The sequence below is a fragment of the Pseudonocardia adelaidensis genome (assembly GCF_039543345.1).
In the GTDB taxonomy this organism is placed as follows: Bacteria; Actinomycetota; Actinomycetes; order Mycobacteriales; family Pseudonocardiaceae; genus Pseudonocardia; species Pseudonocardia adelaidensis.
Genome location: NZ_BAABJO010000001.1, coordinates 167,547 through 183,165 on the forward strand (window position 1 = coordinate 167,547; position 15,619 = coordinate 183,165).

The 15,619-nt window shown below is 72.6% G+C and carries 18 protein-coding genes and 1 pseudogene; 12 read left to right on the top strand and 7 right to left on the bottom strand.

From position 1 onward, the window contains the following. Positions 1-21: 21 nt before the first annotated feature. Positions 22-177: a hypothetical protein gene (locus ABEA81_RS00810; RefSeq protein ID WP_345602518.1), complete on the top strand. Its 156-nt coding sequence runs from the start codon at positions 22-24 to the stop codon at positions 175-177. A 39-nt stretch (positions 178-216) separates the two neighbouring features. Here ABEA81_RS00810 and ABEA81_RS00815 read toward each other — a convergent pair whose 3' ends face one another. Beyond that, positions 217-501, bottom strand: coding sequence for a hypothetical protein (locus tag ABEA81_RS00815; RefSeq protein WP_345602519.1), 285 nt, complete (start codon positions 499-501; stop codon positions 217-219). A gap of 191 nt (positions 502-692) precedes the next feature. Here ABEA81_RS00815 and ABEA81_RS00820 point away from each other — a divergent pair, with 191 nt between their 5' ends. From ABEA81_RS00820 to ABEA81_RS00830, 3 genes are all read left to right on the top strand, one after another. Next, positions 693-1,202 carry a hypothetical protein gene (locus tag ABEA81_RS00820; RefSeq protein WP_345602520.1) on the top strand — a complete coding sequence of 170 codons (510 nt, stop codon included), beginning with the start codon at positions 693-695 and terminating at the stop codon, positions 1,200-1,202. Between the two features lie 72 nt (positions 1,203-1,274). Then, positions 1,275-1,871: a potassium channel family protein gene (locus tag ABEA81_RS00825; RefSeq protein ID WP_345602521.1), complete on the top strand. Its 597-nt coding sequence runs from the start codon at positions 1,275-1,277 to the stop codon at positions 1,869-1,871. Positions 1,872-1,968: 97 nt separating this feature from the next. After that, positions 1,969-2,376: a YccF domain-containing protein gene (locus tag ABEA81_RS00830; protein ID WP_345602523.1), complete on the top strand. Its 408-nt coding sequence runs from the start codon at positions 1,969-1,971 to the stop codon at positions 2,374-2,376. A 117-nt stretch (positions 2,377-2,493) separates the two neighbouring features. On the opposite strand, the pseudogene ABEA81_RS42495 reads toward ABEA81_RS00830, so the two are convergent. Both ABEA81_RS42495 and ABEA81_RS00835 read right to left on the bottom strand, forming a co-directional pair. Further along, a pseudogene (locus tag ABEA81_RS42495) lies at positions 2,494-2,877 on the bottom strand (RDD family protein); the annotation flags it as partial. After that, positions 2,877-3,665 (bottom strand): hypothetical protein, encoded by a 789-nt coding sequence (locus ABEA81_RS00835; protein ID WP_345602524.1) that lies wholly within the window; start codon positions 3,663-3,665, stop codon positions 2,877-2,879. The gene ABEA81_RS00835 and the pseudogene ABEA81_RS42495, both read right to left, overlap by 1 nt. Before the next feature lie 233 nt (positions 3,666-3,898). Here ABEA81_RS00835 and ABEA81_RS00840 point away from each other — a divergent pair, with 233 nt between their 5' ends. From ABEA81_RS00840 to ABEA81_RS00850, 3 genes are all read left to right on the top strand, one after another. After that, complete coding sequence (locus ABEA81_RS00840) at positions 3,899-4,357, top strand: DUF7144 family membrane protein (RefSeq protein ID WP_345602525.1); 459 nt, start codon at positions 3,899-3,901, stop codon at positions 4,355-4,357. A gap of 226 nt (positions 4,358-4,583) precedes the next feature. Beyond that, the gene (locus ABEA81_RS00845) at positions 4,584-4,724 is read left to right on the top strand and encodes a hypothetical protein (protein ID WP_345602526.1); all 141 of its coding nucleotides are present in this window, start codon (positions 4,584-4,586) and stop codon (positions 4,722-4,724) included. Between the two features lie 281 nt (positions 4,725-5,005). Next, a complete protein-coding gene (locus tag ABEA81_RS00850) occupies positions 5,006-5,839 on the top strand; it encodes a YhjD/YihY/BrkB family envelope integrity protein (protein WP_345602527.1) in 834 nt (277 codons plus the stop codon). 42 nt (positions 5,840-5,881) lie between these two features. On the opposite strand, the gene ABEA81_RS00855 is transcribed toward ABEA81_RS00850, so the two are convergent. Continuing rightward, the gene (locus tag ABEA81_RS00855; RefSeq protein ID WP_345602528.1) at positions 5,882-6,991 is read right to left on the bottom strand and encodes an App1 family protein; all 1,110 of its coding nucleotides are present in this window, start codon (positions 6,989-6,991) and stop codon (positions 5,882-5,884) included. A gap of 62 nt (positions 6,992-7,053) precedes the next feature. Between ABEA81_RS00855 and ABEA81_RS00860 the strand changes: the two genes are divergently transcribed. Both ABEA81_RS00860 and ABEA81_RS00865 read left to right on the top strand, forming a co-directional pair. After that, complete coding sequence (locus tag ABEA81_RS00860) at positions 7,054-7,731, top strand: HAD hydrolase-like protein (RefSeq protein ID WP_345602530.1); 678 nt, start codon at positions 7,054-7,056, stop codon at positions 7,729-7,731. After that, complete coding sequence (locus ABEA81_RS00865; RefSeq protein ID WP_345602531.1) at positions 7,698-8,663, top strand: LysR family transcriptional regulator; 966 nt, start codon at positions 7,698-7,700, stop codon at positions 8,661-8,663. Before ABEA81_RS00860 ends, ABEA81_RS00865 begins: the two co-directional genes overlap by 34 nt. 81 nt (positions 8,664-8,744) lie before the next feature. On the opposite strand, the gene ABEA81_RS00870 is transcribed toward ABEA81_RS00865, so the two are convergent. Next, positions 8,745-9,038, bottom strand: coding sequence for a hypothetical protein (locus ABEA81_RS00870; protein WP_345602533.1), 294 nt, complete (start codon positions 9,036-9,038; stop codon positions 8,745-8,747). A 422-nt stretch (positions 9,039-9,460) separates the two neighbouring features. Between ABEA81_RS00870 and ABEA81_RS00875 the strand changes: the two genes are divergently transcribed. Both ABEA81_RS00875 and ABEA81_RS00880 read left to right on the top strand, forming a co-directional pair. Beyond that, positions 9,461-10,861, top strand: coding sequence for a M20 family metallopeptidase (locus ABEA81_RS00875; RefSeq protein WP_345602534.1), 1,401 nt, complete (start codon positions 9,461-9,463; stop codon positions 10,859-10,861). Between the two features lie 22 nt (positions 10,862-10,883). Continuing rightward, positions 10,884-12,173: an MFS transporter gene (locus tag ABEA81_RS00880; RefSeq protein ID WP_345602535.1), complete on the top strand. Its 1,290-nt coding sequence runs from the start codon at positions 10,884-10,886 to the stop codon at positions 12,171-12,173. Positions 12,174-12,372: 199 nt separating this feature from the next. Here ABEA81_RS00880 and glpK read toward each other — a convergent pair whose 3' ends face one another. Together glpK and ABEA81_RS00890 are read right to left on the bottom strand one after the other, a co-directional pair. Further along, entirely contained in the window at positions 12,373-13,869 is a 1,497-nt protein-coding gene (gene glpK / locus ABEA81_RS00885; RefSeq protein ID WP_345602536.1) for a glycerol kinase GlpK, read from the bottom strand. A gap of 22 nt (positions 13,870-13,891) precedes the next feature. Continuing rightward, on the bottom strand, positions 13,892-14,656 hold the full coding sequence (locus ABEA81_RS00890) for an IclR family transcriptional regulator (protein ID WP_345602538.1): 765 nt from the start codon (positions 14,654-14,656) through the stop codon (positions 13,892-13,894). A 146-nt stretch (positions 14,657-14,802) separates the two neighbouring features. Here ABEA81_RS00890 and ABEA81_RS00895 point away from each other — a divergent pair, with 146 nt between their 5' ends. Beyond that, positions 14,803-15,615, top strand: coding sequence for an MIP/aquaporin family protein (locus ABEA81_RS00895; RefSeq protein ID WP_345602539.1), 813 nt, complete (start codon positions 14,803-14,805; stop codon positions 15,613-15,615). Positions 15,616-15,619: the final 4 nt, after the last annotated feature.

Sequence of the window (15,619 nt, forward strand, 5' to 3'; positions counted from 1 at the left end):
GATACCGGAGGAGCACGGAGCATGGGCTCACTGAAGAACAAGCTGTCGAAGTTCGCGAACTCGACGAAGGGGAAGGAACTGCGGGACAAGGCCATGCGCAAGGCGAAGGACCCCGAGACGCGAGCGAAGATCGCCAAGAAGTTCGGCAAGTCCAAGAAGTTCGGCAAGAAGTGCTGATGGGGACCGGTTACGGCCTGCCCCGACCGGGGCCGCGGGTCACGCCGTGATCGTCCGGCGCCTGCGGCCGCCGTACACGCCACCGCCCGCGTAGCCGGCGATGTCGGCGAGCACCGCGAGCCCCATCCAGAGGAGGTCCAGGCCGACGAGCCCGCCCGGCGCCACGATCACGTACACCAGCGTCGTCCACGGGAGGAACAGGAACCCCAGGAACGGCAGGACGAACGAGCCGTAGACGGCGTCCCAGCGCATCGGCTGGAGCAACCACCAGATGACGATCACGGACCGCGGGCCGAACAGCAGCAGGATCAGGAACAGGCACATGGCAGTCCTCCCGGGGAGTGTCGCGCCAGTGCCTCAGCGCTCATCGCCACTGCTCACCGATCCAGGCGCGCGCTCGATGCCGATGGTGGGGCGGCGATGCGAGCGCGGCCTCATCCCTGGCGGATGAGGCGCCGCGCCGCAGTCGTCGGGCACGTTCGGCGCCCATCGCAGCCAACATCGGAGGCGGACCGGTGATCACGCCGATCCACATCGTCAGCAGGCGGGCAGCCGCCGGGCTGATCGCAGCCGCACTGCTCGTCATGGGCGGCGCAGGCTGCTCCGCAGCCGCATCGTCCGCCCCACCCGCCCCACCTGCCGCGCCGGCGCCCACAGCCGCGAACACCTCGGCCGGGTTCTGCACAGCGGTGGCCGACTTCCGCACCTCCGCCACCCAGCTCATGCGGCTCGACGCAGCGGCAGTGGGGCCCGGCGGCGTGAAGGCCGCCCTGCAGAACCTCAGCGCCGCCGCGAGCGAGGTGGCGAACACCGCAGCGGGCGAGTTCGCCCCTCAGACCCAGGATCTGAACGAGGCGATCTCCAGCCTCGGCAGCACGATCGAGGGCCTGCAGGACCAGGCCGACCTCCGCGCGAAGTTCGGTGCCATCGCAACGGCCGCCCGCGAGGTCGAACAGGCCATGACACCCATCCTGGACAAGGCCAGGACGGCGTGCCCGTCAGGCTCGACCCGACCCACCACGTAGCGGCCGGATGGACACCCGACGTCGTAGCCGCCGCTCCCCGCCCACGGTTGGCTGCGAGGACGGAGCGGGCAGGTGACGAGAAAGCGCTACGACGAACTGACCCCGGGCGCCCGCAAGCGCATGGTCGTGGCGTCCCTGCTGCGGGCAACCGCATCGGTGACGGTGCTGCTGCTCGTGTACTACAACCTCCCGCTGGACCGGCCACTCGATGCCGGCACCTGGATCGGCTTCGGGCTCGGCCTGCTGGCCTTCGCCGCGGTCGTCACCTGGCAGGTGCGGGGCATCGTCGTCTCCGACGTCCCGCGGCTCCGTGCGATCCAGGCCGTCGCCAGCGGCCTTCCGATGCTCCTGCTGCTGTTCGCCACGACCTACCTCCGGATCTCCCAGGATGCGCCGGGCAGCTTCACCGAGACGTTGGGCCGGACCGACGCGCTCTACTTCACGGTCACCGTCTTCTCCACCGTCGGCTTCGGAGACATCGCACCGCGAAGCGAGCTCGCACGGATCCTCACGATGTTCCAGATGGTCACGGGCCTCGTGGTCGTCGGTCTGGTCGCGAAGATCCTGTTGGGCGCAGTGCAGACGGCGGTGCGACGGCGGGAGAGCGAGGGACCGGCGACGGAGGTGGCCCCGGAAGTCCGGAAGCCGGATGCGACCGACCGCGGGTGACCTGCTCCCGCCGTGGCCGTCCCGCCCGCCACGGGTGAAGCCACCACCCACGGATCCGGTGGATCCTCGGGAGGACGCCGTCGACGGAGGTCCCCTGATGCGAACCGTGCTCAACGTCATCTGGTTGCTGCTGTGCGGGATCTGGCTCGCCATCGGCTACGTGCTCGCCGGGGTGATCTGCTGCCTCCTCATCGTGACGATTCCGTTCGGGCTCGCGTCGTTCCGGATCGCGGACTTCGCGCTGTGGCCCTTCGGCCGGCAGCTCGTGCGTCGCGAGGACGCCGGGGCGCCGTCCACGATCGGCAACATCATCTGGTTCATATTCGCCGGCTGGTGGCTCGCGCTCGCGCACCTCGGCACGGCCGTCGCACTGGCCGTCACGATCATCGGGATCCCGCTGGCCTGGGCCAACCTGAAGCTCATCCCCGTCTCGCTCGTCCCGCTCGGGCGGGTCATCGTGCCCACGGACGCCGCGCGGGCCACGCGGTACCCCGTGGTGCGCTGACCGTCGCGTCCGGTCGTACGGGGGGACGGCCCCGATGTCCGGCGGCTCGGCGGCCGAACGAACGCCGAGGTCGCGCCGTCCGTCGTAGATCACGACCGAGCCGACGACGAGATCCTGTACCGAACGGCGCGTCGTGCTGATCGCGCACCACAGCAGGCCGGCGGGGAACAGGACGCACGCCAGCGCGCGCACCGACGCCCGGGCCCAACCGAGCCGTCCGCCCCGTCGTACGAGCACCCGGACCCCGAGCAGGCCGGCGCCGTAGGTGCACCCGGTCGTTGCCCACGCCACGGCGAGGTAGGCGGTTGCGATCAGTCCGGCAACGACAACGGTGACCTCCGTCGTCGGCCGGGGCCACGTGAAAGCGAGGGGCGACCACACGAACCGCGCGCCCGCGATCGTGAGGTACACCAGGACGGTCAGCAGCACGACCACGACGAGGTCCGCGGCGGCGGCGAGCGTCCGCGTGACCACGCCGGCGCGCTCCGGTCCGGTGCTCATCACAGCGCATGCCGCCCGGCATCCGGGCGCCGCAACACCCGGCCGACGAAACGGGCAACGGCGTCGTCGGCGTGCATCCCCTCCGCCCGGAGCCCGTGCACGGTCTCCGAGGACAACGCCCTGGTGGACTCGCGGATGATCTCGGGCAGATCGATGGCGTCGATGACCTGGCGCGCGATCCCCGCGAGGTCGAGGCGGGCGACCACGGCGTCGAGATCGACCCGCCCGACGACGGCGTCCGCGTCGAGATGTCCCGCGATCTCGTCGAGATCGAGTCGGGACGTGACGGGCTCCAGATCGACCCTGGCCACGATCGCGTCGAGGTCGAGACGACCGATGATCGCGTCAAGGTCCACCCGGGCCACCACGGCGTCCAGATCGGCGCGGCCCACCACGGCGTCGACGTCGGCGCGGGCAACGATGGCGTCCACGTCGATTCCGCGGGCGAGCGCGTCGAGATCGACGTTCCGGCGGACGAGCTCGGTGAGGTCGACCACCTCGACCACCGCCCACACGATCCGGCGGACGTTCGCCCGCACCGCGTGCTCCAGCCCGGCCCGGACCCGTTCCCCGCGATCGGCGAGGCTCGCCATCACCCGCTCCCCCGGTCCGACGCGGGACAACCTCATGCCGAGCGCGAAGACCGCGCCGGCCGTGGCGAGGACGGGCCCGGCGAGCGTGCCCACCAGGTCGGCCACGGCCGCTCCGGCACCCAGCGCCGCGTCTCCGGTGCCGCCGGGTCCATCGGCCCGCTGCTCGTCATCGCGCACACCGCCCTCATCGCGCACACGCCCACGCTCCGGCGGACTCCACGTCCCGGCCTCACCCGGAGCAGGCGAAATCTGCACAGCCGCGGCCCGGTCGAGCGCTGGGCGAGCTCCGCGGGTCCGGAGCTACGACGGGCCCGGACCGCGACCTGCCTCCAGCGCCTCCCTCGCGCCGGTCACCCGTCACGGATGAGGGAACCGCGGCCTCCGAGCGCGACGATCGCCGCGAACGACACGAGGAGGAGGAAAACCCGATGTCCACATCGCACCAGGCCAACCCGAGCGGCCAGGCCGACTATCCCGCTGCCGCAGCGCGCAGCGCGACCGGCATCTCGCCATTCGCCAGCGGCCTCGCCCTGTTCGCCGGAACCCTTATGATCATCGCAGGGGTCTTCCAGGCCGTCTCAGGGCTGGTGGCGCTCTTCCAGAACCAGCTGTACGTCGTCGGTGTCAGCTACGTGTTCTCCTTCGACGTCACGACCTGGGGCTGGATCCACCTGCTCGTCGGTATCCTCGTCGCCGTCGCCGGCGTCGCGGTGCTGACCGGCCAGCTGTGGGGACGCATCGTCGGGATCGGGCTCGCCATCCTGAGCATGATCGCCAACTTCCTCTTCATCCCCTACTACCCGATCTGGTCGTTGCTGGTGATCGCGCTGGACGTGCTCGTGATCTGGGCCCTCTGCTCGTACAACCCCGAAGCCGCCCGTCGCTGACGAGCCGTCGGCGACCGGACCGACCCCGTTCCCAGCCCTGGAGTGTCCGATGAGGAGACCCGAGGTGCGTCCTGCCCGCCGTCCACCGGCCTTGCGACTGGCCTCCGAGCCCGAACCTGCCCTCGATGGCCGGGACGCTCCTGAGCGCGGCCCCCGTCCGGCACCACCGGCAGCAGACCGCTACGGCGCAGCCACGCTCGAGAGCTGGGCCCGCGCGTGCTGGCCGATGCATCTGAACGCGGTGCTGCAGGAGGAGGTCGGCCGAGCCGTCGAGGCCGGCGTCCTGACGGTCCCGGAAGGCGAGTTCCTCGTCGCGCGGCTCACCGTCGTGATCGACCAGGCCATGGGCGTCGACGAGAACCGATGATCCCGGTAGCGGGGGCGACTGCGGCGTCGCCGTCGAGTCCCGATGCACCGGGTCGCGGACCTCCACCGCGAGGGACGCTGCATCCCCCGCAATCACCCCGCCGTGGTGACGGCACGTCGTCGGCGGGTGCGGACGATCGCGGTGTGACGACAACTCCGGAGGTGACGGCGGGCTCGGCAAGGCTGCCACGGCGTCGTTCGATCGTGCTGATCCGATTCACCCGGCGGGTGTAGGTGTTCTGCCGTGAGGAGCTGGTCCGGCGACTCGGCGGGTGGTTTCCCGTGCGGGTCGCCGCGCGCTACGTCGCGATCGGCGGCTACGACCGCGCACTCGCGCTCACCACCCAGGTTTTCGTGGCGCTCGTACCGATGCTCATCGTGGTGGCGACAGCTGTGCCGGACCGCGATCGCCCGGCGACCGGGGACCTCCTGGTCGACCGGTTGCAGCTGTCCGGCTCGGCGGCGGCCGACCTGCAACTCCTCATGCAGCGTCCGCCCGGCGCCACCGAGCCGGTGACGCTGCTCAGCGCGGCCCTGCTCGTCGTCTCCATCATCGGATTCACCCGGACGCTGCAACGGACGTACCAAGCGGCGTGGCTACTGCCGGCGCAGGGATTGCGCGGGTTCGTCCACGGCCTGCTCGGCGCAGGGGCGCTGGTCGCCGAGGTGGTCCTGGTCCTCCTCATCGGTCTGCTCGTCGACGGCTTCCGCGGCGCAGCGCTCGTCGCGGTCGCGGTGAACCTGGTCCTCTCCGTGTTGCTGTGGTGGCCGGTGCAGAGGCTGCTGCTGGGCGGCCGCGTGACCTGGCGGCAGCTGCTGCCGGGTGCCGTTCTGGCGGGTACGGGCCAAGTCGTCGTCGTCACCCTTTCCGGCGCCTACCTCCAGGCCGCCATCGAGACCCAAGCCGCGCGGTACGGCCTGATCGGGGTGGCCTTCGTCCTGGTGTCCTGGATGGTCGTGCTGGGGCTGCTGCTCGTCCTAGGTGCAGCCCTCGGTGCCGAGGCCGCACACGACCCGCACTCCCCGCCGGTGCCGGCTGTCGGCGAACGGGTGCCGGAATGCGGCACGAAGCCGACGCCGCAAGGCGCAGGCCGCCGACGGTCCGTCGACGGGTAGCGCGAGCCGAGCCGAGACCCGGGATCCGCCGGGCGCGGCGAGTCAGCTGGAGCGCACCTCGTCGAGGGCGGTGGCGTCGAGCAGCCCGAGCTGCGCCGCGTGCGTGGCGATCTGCACGCTGTCGTCGACGGCGAGCATCGGCACCCCGGCTCCGGTGACCTCGGCGGCCAGCGCGTCCACCTCGGCGAGCCGGCCGGGGAGGGCGTGGCGGGTGCGGCGGATGTAGACGGCGCGGATGCGGTCCGGGTGCGCGCGGGCGAGGGCAGCGTAGATCTCCGGGTCGAGCTGGCCGCTGTCGCCCACGAGCACGAGCCCGAGCTGCGGGTGCTCCGCCAGCATCCGCTCGACCAGCCCGGCCTTGTGCTCCTGCGCACCGATGCGGAACAGGCCGCTGCGCGAGGGACCCCAGTCGGTCAGCACCAGCGGGCCGAGCGGGAACCGGCGCAGCGCCACGAACTCCAGCAGCATCTCGTGCAGGTTCCACGGGCTCGTCGACACGTAGAAGACGGGCCGGACCGGACCCCCGGCCGGCTCCACGAGTGCGCGGTAGAGCGCCGCGGCGCCGGGGAGGGGCGTGCGCTCGCGCACCGGGGTGAGCAGGGTGGCCCGCACGAACTCGATCCCCCGGGTCAGGCCGGTCTCGACGATGGTGTCGTCGACGTCGCTCACGAGGCCGATCCGCGCCTCCGGGTCGACCACGAGCACCTGCGCCGACACCGCGGCCCCGTCGCGAAGCCGCATCTCGAACGCGTGCCACCCGGGGCGCAGGGGCTCGGCGAGGTCGAGCACCGCGTCGAGGTAGCCGTCGCGGTCGCTGCGGATCTGGGTGACGACGCCGGGCCCGCGCACGGTCACGACGGCCCCGGGGACCTCCACGGTGAGGAAGCGGGCGACCGTCGCCCGCAGCACCGCCCGCCGCGACCGCGGGGTGGGCTCCGGTGCCTGCGGCACCCCGACCGCGGGCGCCGCGGCCTCCGGCCTGCCGAGCACGACCCGGCCGCCCACCCGCACGCGGCGGGTGGTGCCGTGGCCGATGAACGGCACGATCATCGGCAGGTGCCGGCCCCGGACCCGCAACGCGAGCAACACCCCCGCCTGGATCGCGGCCTCGGCGGCCATCGCGGCCCTGACGACCAGCTTGCGCACCAGCACGGAGCAGACCTACCGCACGCCGCCCGCCGGGGCCACCGCGGCCCCCACGTACCATGCGATCAGTGCGCACCGTCCTCCTCGACGTCGACGGCACCCTCGTCGACTCGGCCACCACGATCGTCGAACACCTCGCCGCGGCCATCGCCGAAGTCGGCTTCCCGGTGCCGGACGACGCCCGGCTGCGCCGGTTCGTCGGCCCGCCGTTCGAGACCGCCCTGCCCGAGCTGGGCCTGACCCAGGAGCAGACGGCGGCGGCGATCGTGGCGTACCGGCGCTCGTACGACGCGGTCGCGGCCACGGTCACACCCGTCTACCCGGGGATCCCCGCGTTCCTCGAACGGCTGCGCGAGGACGGGATGCGCCTGGCCACCGCGACGTCCAAGCCGGAGGAGCTGGCCCGCAAGATCATCGCCGGCACCGGGCTCGCGGGCTACTTCGACCTGGTCGGCGGCGCCGACCACGTGGCGGGCCGGGTGGGCAAGGCCGCCGTCGTCGGGTCCGTGCTCGAGCGGCTGCGCCTCGACCCCGGGCGTGACCCGGTGGTGCTCGTCGGCGACCGCCACCACGACGTCGAGGGTGCCGCCGCGCACGGCGTGCCCACGATCGGCGTCGCATGGGGGTACGCCGAGCCCGGCGAGCTGGCAGGCGCCCGCCGAATCGCGGCGGACCTCGACGAGCTGGCCGCCGTGCTGCGCGGCGACGACGTGTGGTCGACAACGGCTCCGCGGGACGCGGCCTGACCGGCGCGGGCGAGGCGGCGGAACGAGCGGCCGGTCCGTTCCTCGAGGCGGGCCTGCGCTACTTCCTCGCCGTGGCGCAGGCGGGCTCCATCGCGGAGGCGTCCGCCGAGCTGCACGTGGCGGCCTCGGCGATCAGCCGCCAGATCACCCGCCTCGAGCACGAGATCGGGGTGCCGCTGTTCGAGCGGCAGCCCCGCGGGATGCTGCTCTCCGACGCAGGCGTGCGGCTGGCTGCCGTCGTCCGGCGCAACGTCGCCGACGTCGAGCAGGTGATCGGCGACATCCGCCGGTCCCGGGGCGGCCACCGCACGCGGATCCGGGTGGCCAGCGCCGAGGGCTTCGCGTGGGACCTGCTCCCGGAGGCGATCGCCTCCTTCCACCGCGACCACCCCGACGTCGGCTTCGACCTGCACGTCACGTCGTCGGCCGCGGCCACCGAGCGGGTCCGCGACGCCGCCGCGGACCTCGCGGTGACCTTCAACCTCACGCCCGCCCGAGACGTCCGGGTGGAGTACTCGCAGCGCGAGTACGTCCACGCCGTCGTGGGCGCCACGCACCCCGTCGCCGGTCGGCCCGCCGTGTCGCTCGCCGAGCTGCGCCCGTACGCGCTCGCGATCGTCGACGACTCCACCACCGTGCGCCAGCTGTTCGACGTCTGCTGCAGTGCCGAGGGGCTGACCTTCGACCCGGTGTTCGAAACCGACTACTCCGGCGCGCTCTACACGTTCGCGAAGCTCGCGGACGCGGTCACGCTCACCGGCAGGTTGCCGGCCCGGCGCCGCCTCGCGGCCGACGGGCTCGTCGCCGTCCCCCTCACCGACCGGGGGATGCACCGGCGCTACGTGCAGATCCAGTCCACGGCCGGGCGTGAGCTGCCGCCGGTCGTGCAGCAGTTCGTCTCCCACCTCGTCGGACGCGTGCAGGCGCCCTGACGAGCGCCTGAAGGACCCCGACCCACAGGGCGACGCCCAGGCCGCCATCGCTCCTCAGCGAGCAACCGGTTGCGGGCACGATCAGCGCGGTCGGCGCCACGCCCGGGTGGACGCGATCCACTCGAGGGTGGCGCGAGGGTCCTCACCCAGCTCCCGGGACAGTCGTATGACCGCCTCACCGGCGATGGCGGTGACCTCGCTCAGCACGTGCTCGGCATCGTTGCTGGTGGCGACCGAATCGACGAGGGCTGCGAGGTCCAGGCCTTCCGCCGTGGGCCGCTCGTCGGTGCGGTGGGTGAGCGCATCCTCGACCTCCGCGGCCACCAGCCGCCGAGCCAGATCGGCCCACCGGTTCTCGTCTTCGGTGTTCACCACCTGCATCAGCCTCTCACACCCTCGATCAGGGCCCGGCCGCACAGGGGAGCGGCCCTCCCGGGCGATACCGCCGCACGAGCGCCGGAGCCGGGCGTGCCTCGGCCCGGGCACCCGCAGGATCAGATTCACGATGTGCCCTTCCGGCCGGTCCACTTCCGTGATGACGACCGCAGCCTCGACGAGCTGAAGCTGTTCGTCCCGCAGCGCTCGCCCGGGGGCACCGCCGCTACTCCCGCTGTCAACCGCGGTTGGCCGCTCGGGTCCGGGCGCTGGTCGACGACGGCACGCGGCTGAGCCGCTACGGCCGGAGTCCTTCAGCGCGCTCCTGGCCGTGCCGGTGCGGCAACGGTCGTTGCCGGATCGGTGATGGTCGCCGGCCCGCGGCGCTCCTACGCTTCGCCGAAACCGGTTCAGGTGGAGGGATGCTCGTGACCCGCAGCGACGCCATCGGGCGCGCAGCCACGTACGTCGACTCGGGCGCGTTCCAGGACGAGCTCGGCCGCCGGGTCGCCCTGCGCACCGAGAGCCAGGACCCGGCCGCGCTGCCTCAGCTGCACCGCTACCTCACCGACGAGATCGGACCGGCGCTCGACCGGATCGGCGCCCGGTGGCACGTGGTCGAGAACCCCCTCCCCGGGGGTGGCCCGTTCCTCGTTGGCCACCGGGGTGAGGACCCGGCCCGGCCGACCGTGCTCGTCTACGGGCACGGCGACGTCGTGCTGGGCCAGCCGGAGCGGTGGCGCGCCGGGCTGTCGCCGTGGTCGATCACGGTCGAGGGCGATCGCTGGTACGGCCGCGGCACCGCGGACAACAAGGGCCAGCACACCCTCAACCTCGCGGCCCTGGAGCAGGTGCTCGCCGCGCGCGGCGGGCGGCTGGGGTTCAACCTCAAGGTCCTCGTCGAGACCGGCGAGGAGGCCGGATCGGCCGGGCTGCGCGAGATGGCCGCCGCGCACGCCGACGAGCTCGCCGCCGACGTGCTGATCGCCTCCGACGGCCCGCGCCTGGCGGCGGACCGGCCGACGGTGTTCCTCGGCTCGCGCGGGGCGGTCGGCTTCACGCTGAGCCTGGGCCTGCGCGAGGGCACCTACCACTCCGGCAACTGGGGCGGGCTGTTGCGCAACCCGGCCACCGTGCTCGCGAACGCGATCGCGTGCCTCGTCGACGGCCGCGGGGTGATCCGGGTGCCCGGCCTTCGCGCACCCGCGATCCCGGAGTCCGTGCGCCGGGCGCTCGCCGACATCTCCCCCGGCGGCGGCCCGGACGACCCGGCCATCGACGAGGGGTGGGGCGAGCCGGACCTCAGCCCCGCCGAGCGGCTGCTGGGCGCGAACGCCCTCGAGGTGCTCGCCTTCACGGCAGGCACCCCGGACGAACCGGTCAACGCGATCCCGGCCACCGCGCGGGCGCACTGCCAGCTGCGCTACGTCGTCGGCACGCCCGCGCAGGACCTGGAGCGGATCGTGCGCGAGCATCTCGACGCCCACGGCTTCGGGATGGTCGCCGTGCACGTCGACCACCTCATGGCCGCCACCCGCGTCGACCCGGACCACCCGTGGGTGCGCTGGGCCGTCGGGTCGATCGCGCGCACCACCGGGGCGCCGCCCGCCGTGCTGCCCAACCTCGGCGGCTCGCTGCCCAACGACGTGTTCACCGACGTCATCGGGGTGCCGACGGTGTGGGTCCCGCACTCCTACCCGGCCTGCGCCCAGCACGGGCCGGACGAACACCTGCTCGTGCCCGTCGCCCGCGAGGGCGCGCAGATCATGGCCGGCCTGTTCTGGGACCTCGGCGAGCCCGGCCCCGACGGCCCGCCCGCCTGACGACAGCGGAAGGGACGCCCGGATGTCGGATGCTCCAGAGTCGGTGCAGCGGACGCGGCAGCCGAGCGCTGCGCGGATCATCACGGCGGCCTGCGTCGGGAACGCCCTCGAGTGGTACGACATCGCCGTCTACAGCTACTTCGCGGTGTACGTCGCGAAGGTGTTCTTCCCCTCGGAGGACCCGACCACCGGCCTGCTGCTCGCGCTCGGCACGTTCGCCGTGTCGTTCCTGATCCGGCCGATCGGCGCGATCGTCCTCGGCTCGTACGCCGACCGGGCGGGCCGCAAGCCCGCGCTCGCGCTGTCGATCGCGCTGATGGTGCTCGGCACGCTGATCATCGTCGTCATGCCGTCGTACGAGGCGGTGGGGCTGCTCGCGCCGATCGGGATCCTCGTGGCGCGGCTCGTCCAGGGCTTCTCGGCGGGCGGTGAGTTCGGCAGCGCCACGGCGCTGATGGTCGAGCACCTCCCCGGGCGGCGCGGCTACGCCGCCAGCTGGCAGTTCACCAGCCAGTCTGCGTCGACGCTGCTCGCCGCCACGCTCGGCACCGTGCTGACGTCCGCGCTGTCGGAGGACCAGCTGCTCTCGTGGGGCTTCCGGGTCCCGTTCGCGGTCGGGCTGCTGGTCGGGCCGGTGGGCTGGTACATCCGGCGGCACGTGCCCGAAGCGCCGGAGTTCGCCCGCGCGGACGCGGTGGCGCCCGACCACCGGCCAGGACTCGTGCTGCTGCGCGAGCAGAAGGTGCGCGTGCTGCTCACGATCGGCGTGCTCGCCGCGACGACGTGCCTCAACTACCTGATCACCTACATGCCGACGTTCGCGATCAAGAACCTCGGACTGCCCGCGTCGACCGGCTTCGCGGGGGTCCTCGTGGGCGGGATCGCGCTGCTGATCGCCACACCGCTGGCCGGGCACTTCTCGGACCGGGTCGGCCAGATCAGGATCATGGTGCCGGCCGCGGTCCTGATCCTCGTGCTGATCTACCCGCTGTTCGCACTGCTCGTCGCCGTTCCGGGGCTGACCGTCATGCTCGGCATGCTGGCGGTGCTCGGCGTGCTCAAGGCCGCGTACTTCGGGCCGATGGGCGCGCTCATCGCGGCCCTCTTCCCCGCCGAGACCCGCGCCACCGGCATGGCGGTCGGCTACAACATCGGCGTCGCCGTCTTCGGCGGTTTCACCCCGCTCATCGCCGCCTGGCTGATCGCCACCACCGGGAGCCCGCTCGCCCCCAGCTTCTGGGTGATGGTCACCGCCGTGCTGAGCCTCGCAGCGCTCGCCGTCATCCGCCGCCGGGTGGTACTCCACTCCTAGCAGACGGTCGCACCGGGTCGCCGATCAAGGGGAGGTGGTGCCCAAATGATCTTTGGGAGCGACCATTTGCCCTTGATCACCACTGCAAAGCGGCCATGTGCCCTCGGGCTGCGAGAGGCGGCCCCGCACACTGCGCGGTGCCGCCAGGAGGCCCGGTAGGCACGAAGATCCAATAGGAGGGTCGACCGGCCAGGAAGCGTCAGTCGGCGCTCGGGGACTGCACCCAGCCGTAGCTGCGGTTGACCGCGCGGCCCCAGTTCTCGTGCTCGCGGCGGCGCAGGGCGTCGTCCATCGCCGGTTCCCACGCCGCGGCGCGGTGCCAGTTGGCGCGCAGCACCTCGACGTCCGGCCAGTAGCCGACGGCGAGGCCCGCCGCGTACGCCGCCCCGAGGGAGACGGCCTCCGACCCGAGCGGGCGCTCCACGGGCACGTCCAGGACGTCGGCGACGAACTGCATGAGGAGGTGGTTGGCCGTCATCCCGCCGTCGACCTTGAGCCGGGTGACCGGCACGCCCGAGTCGGCGTTCATCGCGTCCACCACCTCGCGCGTCTGCCAGCCGGTGGCCTCCAGGACCGCCCGCGCCAGGTGGCCGCGGTTGATGAACGAGGTGAGCCCGACCATCACCCCGCGTGCCTCGGGGTGCCAGCGCGGCGAGTAGAGCCCGGAGAACGCCGGGACGATGTAGCAGCCGCCGTTGTCGGGGACCGTGCTGGCGAGCGTCTCGATCTGGGCGGCGGTCCCGATCATGCCGAGGGAGTCGCGGAACCATTGCACGAGCGAACCGGTGACCGCGATCGCGCCCTCCAGCGCGTACACGGGCGAGTCGCCGAACAGGTAGCCGACGGTCGGGATCAGCCCGTGCGTCGACTCGGCGAGCCGGTGCCCGGTGTTCATCAGCAGGAACGCACCCGTCCCGTAGGTGCACTTGATCTCGCCGGGCGCGAAGCACGCCTGCCCGACGAGCGCGGCCTGCTGGTCGCCGAGTGCCCCCGCTACCGGGACGCCCGGCAGCAGCGTGGTGCAGGTGCCGTAGACCTCGGCGTTCGGGCGGATCTCCGGCAGCATCCGCCGCGGCACCCGCAGCACGTCGAGCAGCTTGTCCGACCACTGCAGCGTGCGGACGTCCATGAGCATCGTCCGGCTCGCGTTCGTGACGTCGGTGACGTGCCGGCCGGTGAGCCGCCAGATCAGCCAGCTCTCCATCGTGCCGAACAGCACGTCGCCCGCCTCCGCGCCCTCGCGCGCGCCCGGCACGTGGTCGAGCAGCCAGCGCAGCCGGGGGCCCGCGAAGTAGGTGGCGGGCGGGAGCCCGCAGATGTCGGTGATGAGCGGGCCGTGCCCGTCCTCGGCCAGCCGCGCGACGATCCCGTCGGTGCGCGTGTCCTGCCAGGTGATCGCCCTGGCCAGCGGCACCCCGGTGTGCCGGTCCCAGATCACGGTGGTCTCGCGCTGGTTGGCGATGCCGAGGCCCACGATGTCGTCCGGGGTGAGCCCTGCGCTCTTCAACGCGGCGGGCACGACGCGGGTGACGTTGCGCCAGATCTCGGCGGCGTCGTGCTCCACGAGCCCCGGCCGCGGGTAGTGCTGCCGGTGCTCGCGCTGCGCGACGGCGAGCATGCGGCCCGAACGGTTGAACAGGAGGCACCGGGTGGAGGTGGTCCCCTGGTCGATGGCGGCGACGACGCGCTCAGTCACGGCAGCACCCGCCCCGGGGTCGTCACGGGCTCGCCACCAGCGCCGCCGAGACCTCGCGCGCCGCCGCCACCAGCTGCTCCGCCAGCCACGGGCGCAGCTCGCCACCGATGCCGTAGAGCTCCTCGACCGGGCCGACCACGCCGAGCGCGCCGACCACGATCCCGCCGCTCGCCCGCAGCGGGGCCGCCGCGCCGCCGGTGTCGGGCTCGTACTCCCCGGTGTCGCTCGCCCATCCTCGCCTTCTGGCGAGGACGAGCTGAGCCTCCAGCGCGGCGACGGTGACGCAGGTGCGCCCGGTCCAGCGCTGCAGGTCCAGGTCCCGGGCGGGCGGCGTGGCGACCGGGGCGAACGCGAGGAGGCATTTGCCGAGCGCGGTGGCGTGCAGCGGCTGTTCCTCGCCGGTGCGGATGCGCTGCGGGGTGCCGTCGGGGCGGAACACGTGGTGCACGAGCCGGACCGCACCCGTGGCCGCGACGCCGAGGTGGACGGCGAGGCCGGTGCTCCCGGCGAGCGAGTCGGCCCAGTTCATGGCGCGGGCCCGCAGGTCGTGGCGGTCCCAGCCGCCGCGGCCGAGCTCGTGCAGGGCGGAGCCGAGCCGGTATCGGGCCGATGCGGCGTCCTGGTCGACGAAGCCGACGTCGCGCAGCGTCCGGACGATCCCGTGGGCGGTGGGCCGGGGCAGGTCCAGCGCGGCCGCGAGCTCGTTCAGCCCGAGCGGCCGGTCGGTGCTGCCCAGCAGCCGCAGCACCGCGGCGGCCCGCTCGATGGACTGGATGGCGCCGGGCACGCCGCGACCCTACCCCTGAATGTGATGTTCGCCCGATCGGTGGTTCGACAATGCCGAACACCCGGCGTTGACCAGCTCGCCGCGCCTACCTAGCGTCCGCTCTCACCCCGTCCGGGGGGCACCCGGATCTTCCAAGGAGGACTTCGATGGCGAAGAACTCATACCTCGCGGAGTTGAGTGCCGAATTCTTCGGCACCATGATCCTCATCCTGTTCGGCGTCGGCGTGGTGGCCCAGGTGGTGACCGCCGTCCCGTCCGGGAACCTGGGCGGGCACGATGCGATCACCTGGGCCTGGGGCATCGGCGTGATCCTGGGTGTGTACGTGTCCGGTCGGATCAGCGGCGGGCACATCAATCCGGCGGTCACGATCGCCCTGGCGGTGTTCCAGGGCTTCCCGTGGCGCAAGGTGGCGCCGTACATCGTCGCCCAGACGGCCGGGGCGTTCGTCGCGGCGCTGATCGTCCGGTTCGTCTACGCCGATCTCATCGACATGTACGACCCGGGCCACACGATCAAGTCGCAGTTCATCTTCTCGACGCTGCCCGGCAACGGCGTGCACGGGGTCACGGTCACCACGGCGTTCTTCGACCAGATCGTCGGCACCGCGATCCTGGTCTTCGTGGTCTTCGCGCTGGTCAACGCGCGCAACAACCCGCCGCTGTCCAACCTGGCCCCGGTGGTCATCGGGCTGCTGGTGGTCGGTATCGGCATGGCGTGGGGGGCGAACGCCGGCTACGCGATCAACCCGGCCCGTGACTTCGGCCCACGGCTGGCGTCGTTCATCACCGGGTACGGGACGGCGTTCACGGACCAGTACGGGACACCCTACTTCTGGGTGCCGATAGTCGCGCCGATCATCGGCGGACTGATCGGCGCCGCACTGTTCCAGTTCTGCATCGACCGCTTCATCCCCGTCGAGGCCGCGCCCGAGCCCATCGGCCGCGACGTGCCCCGCTAAGGAA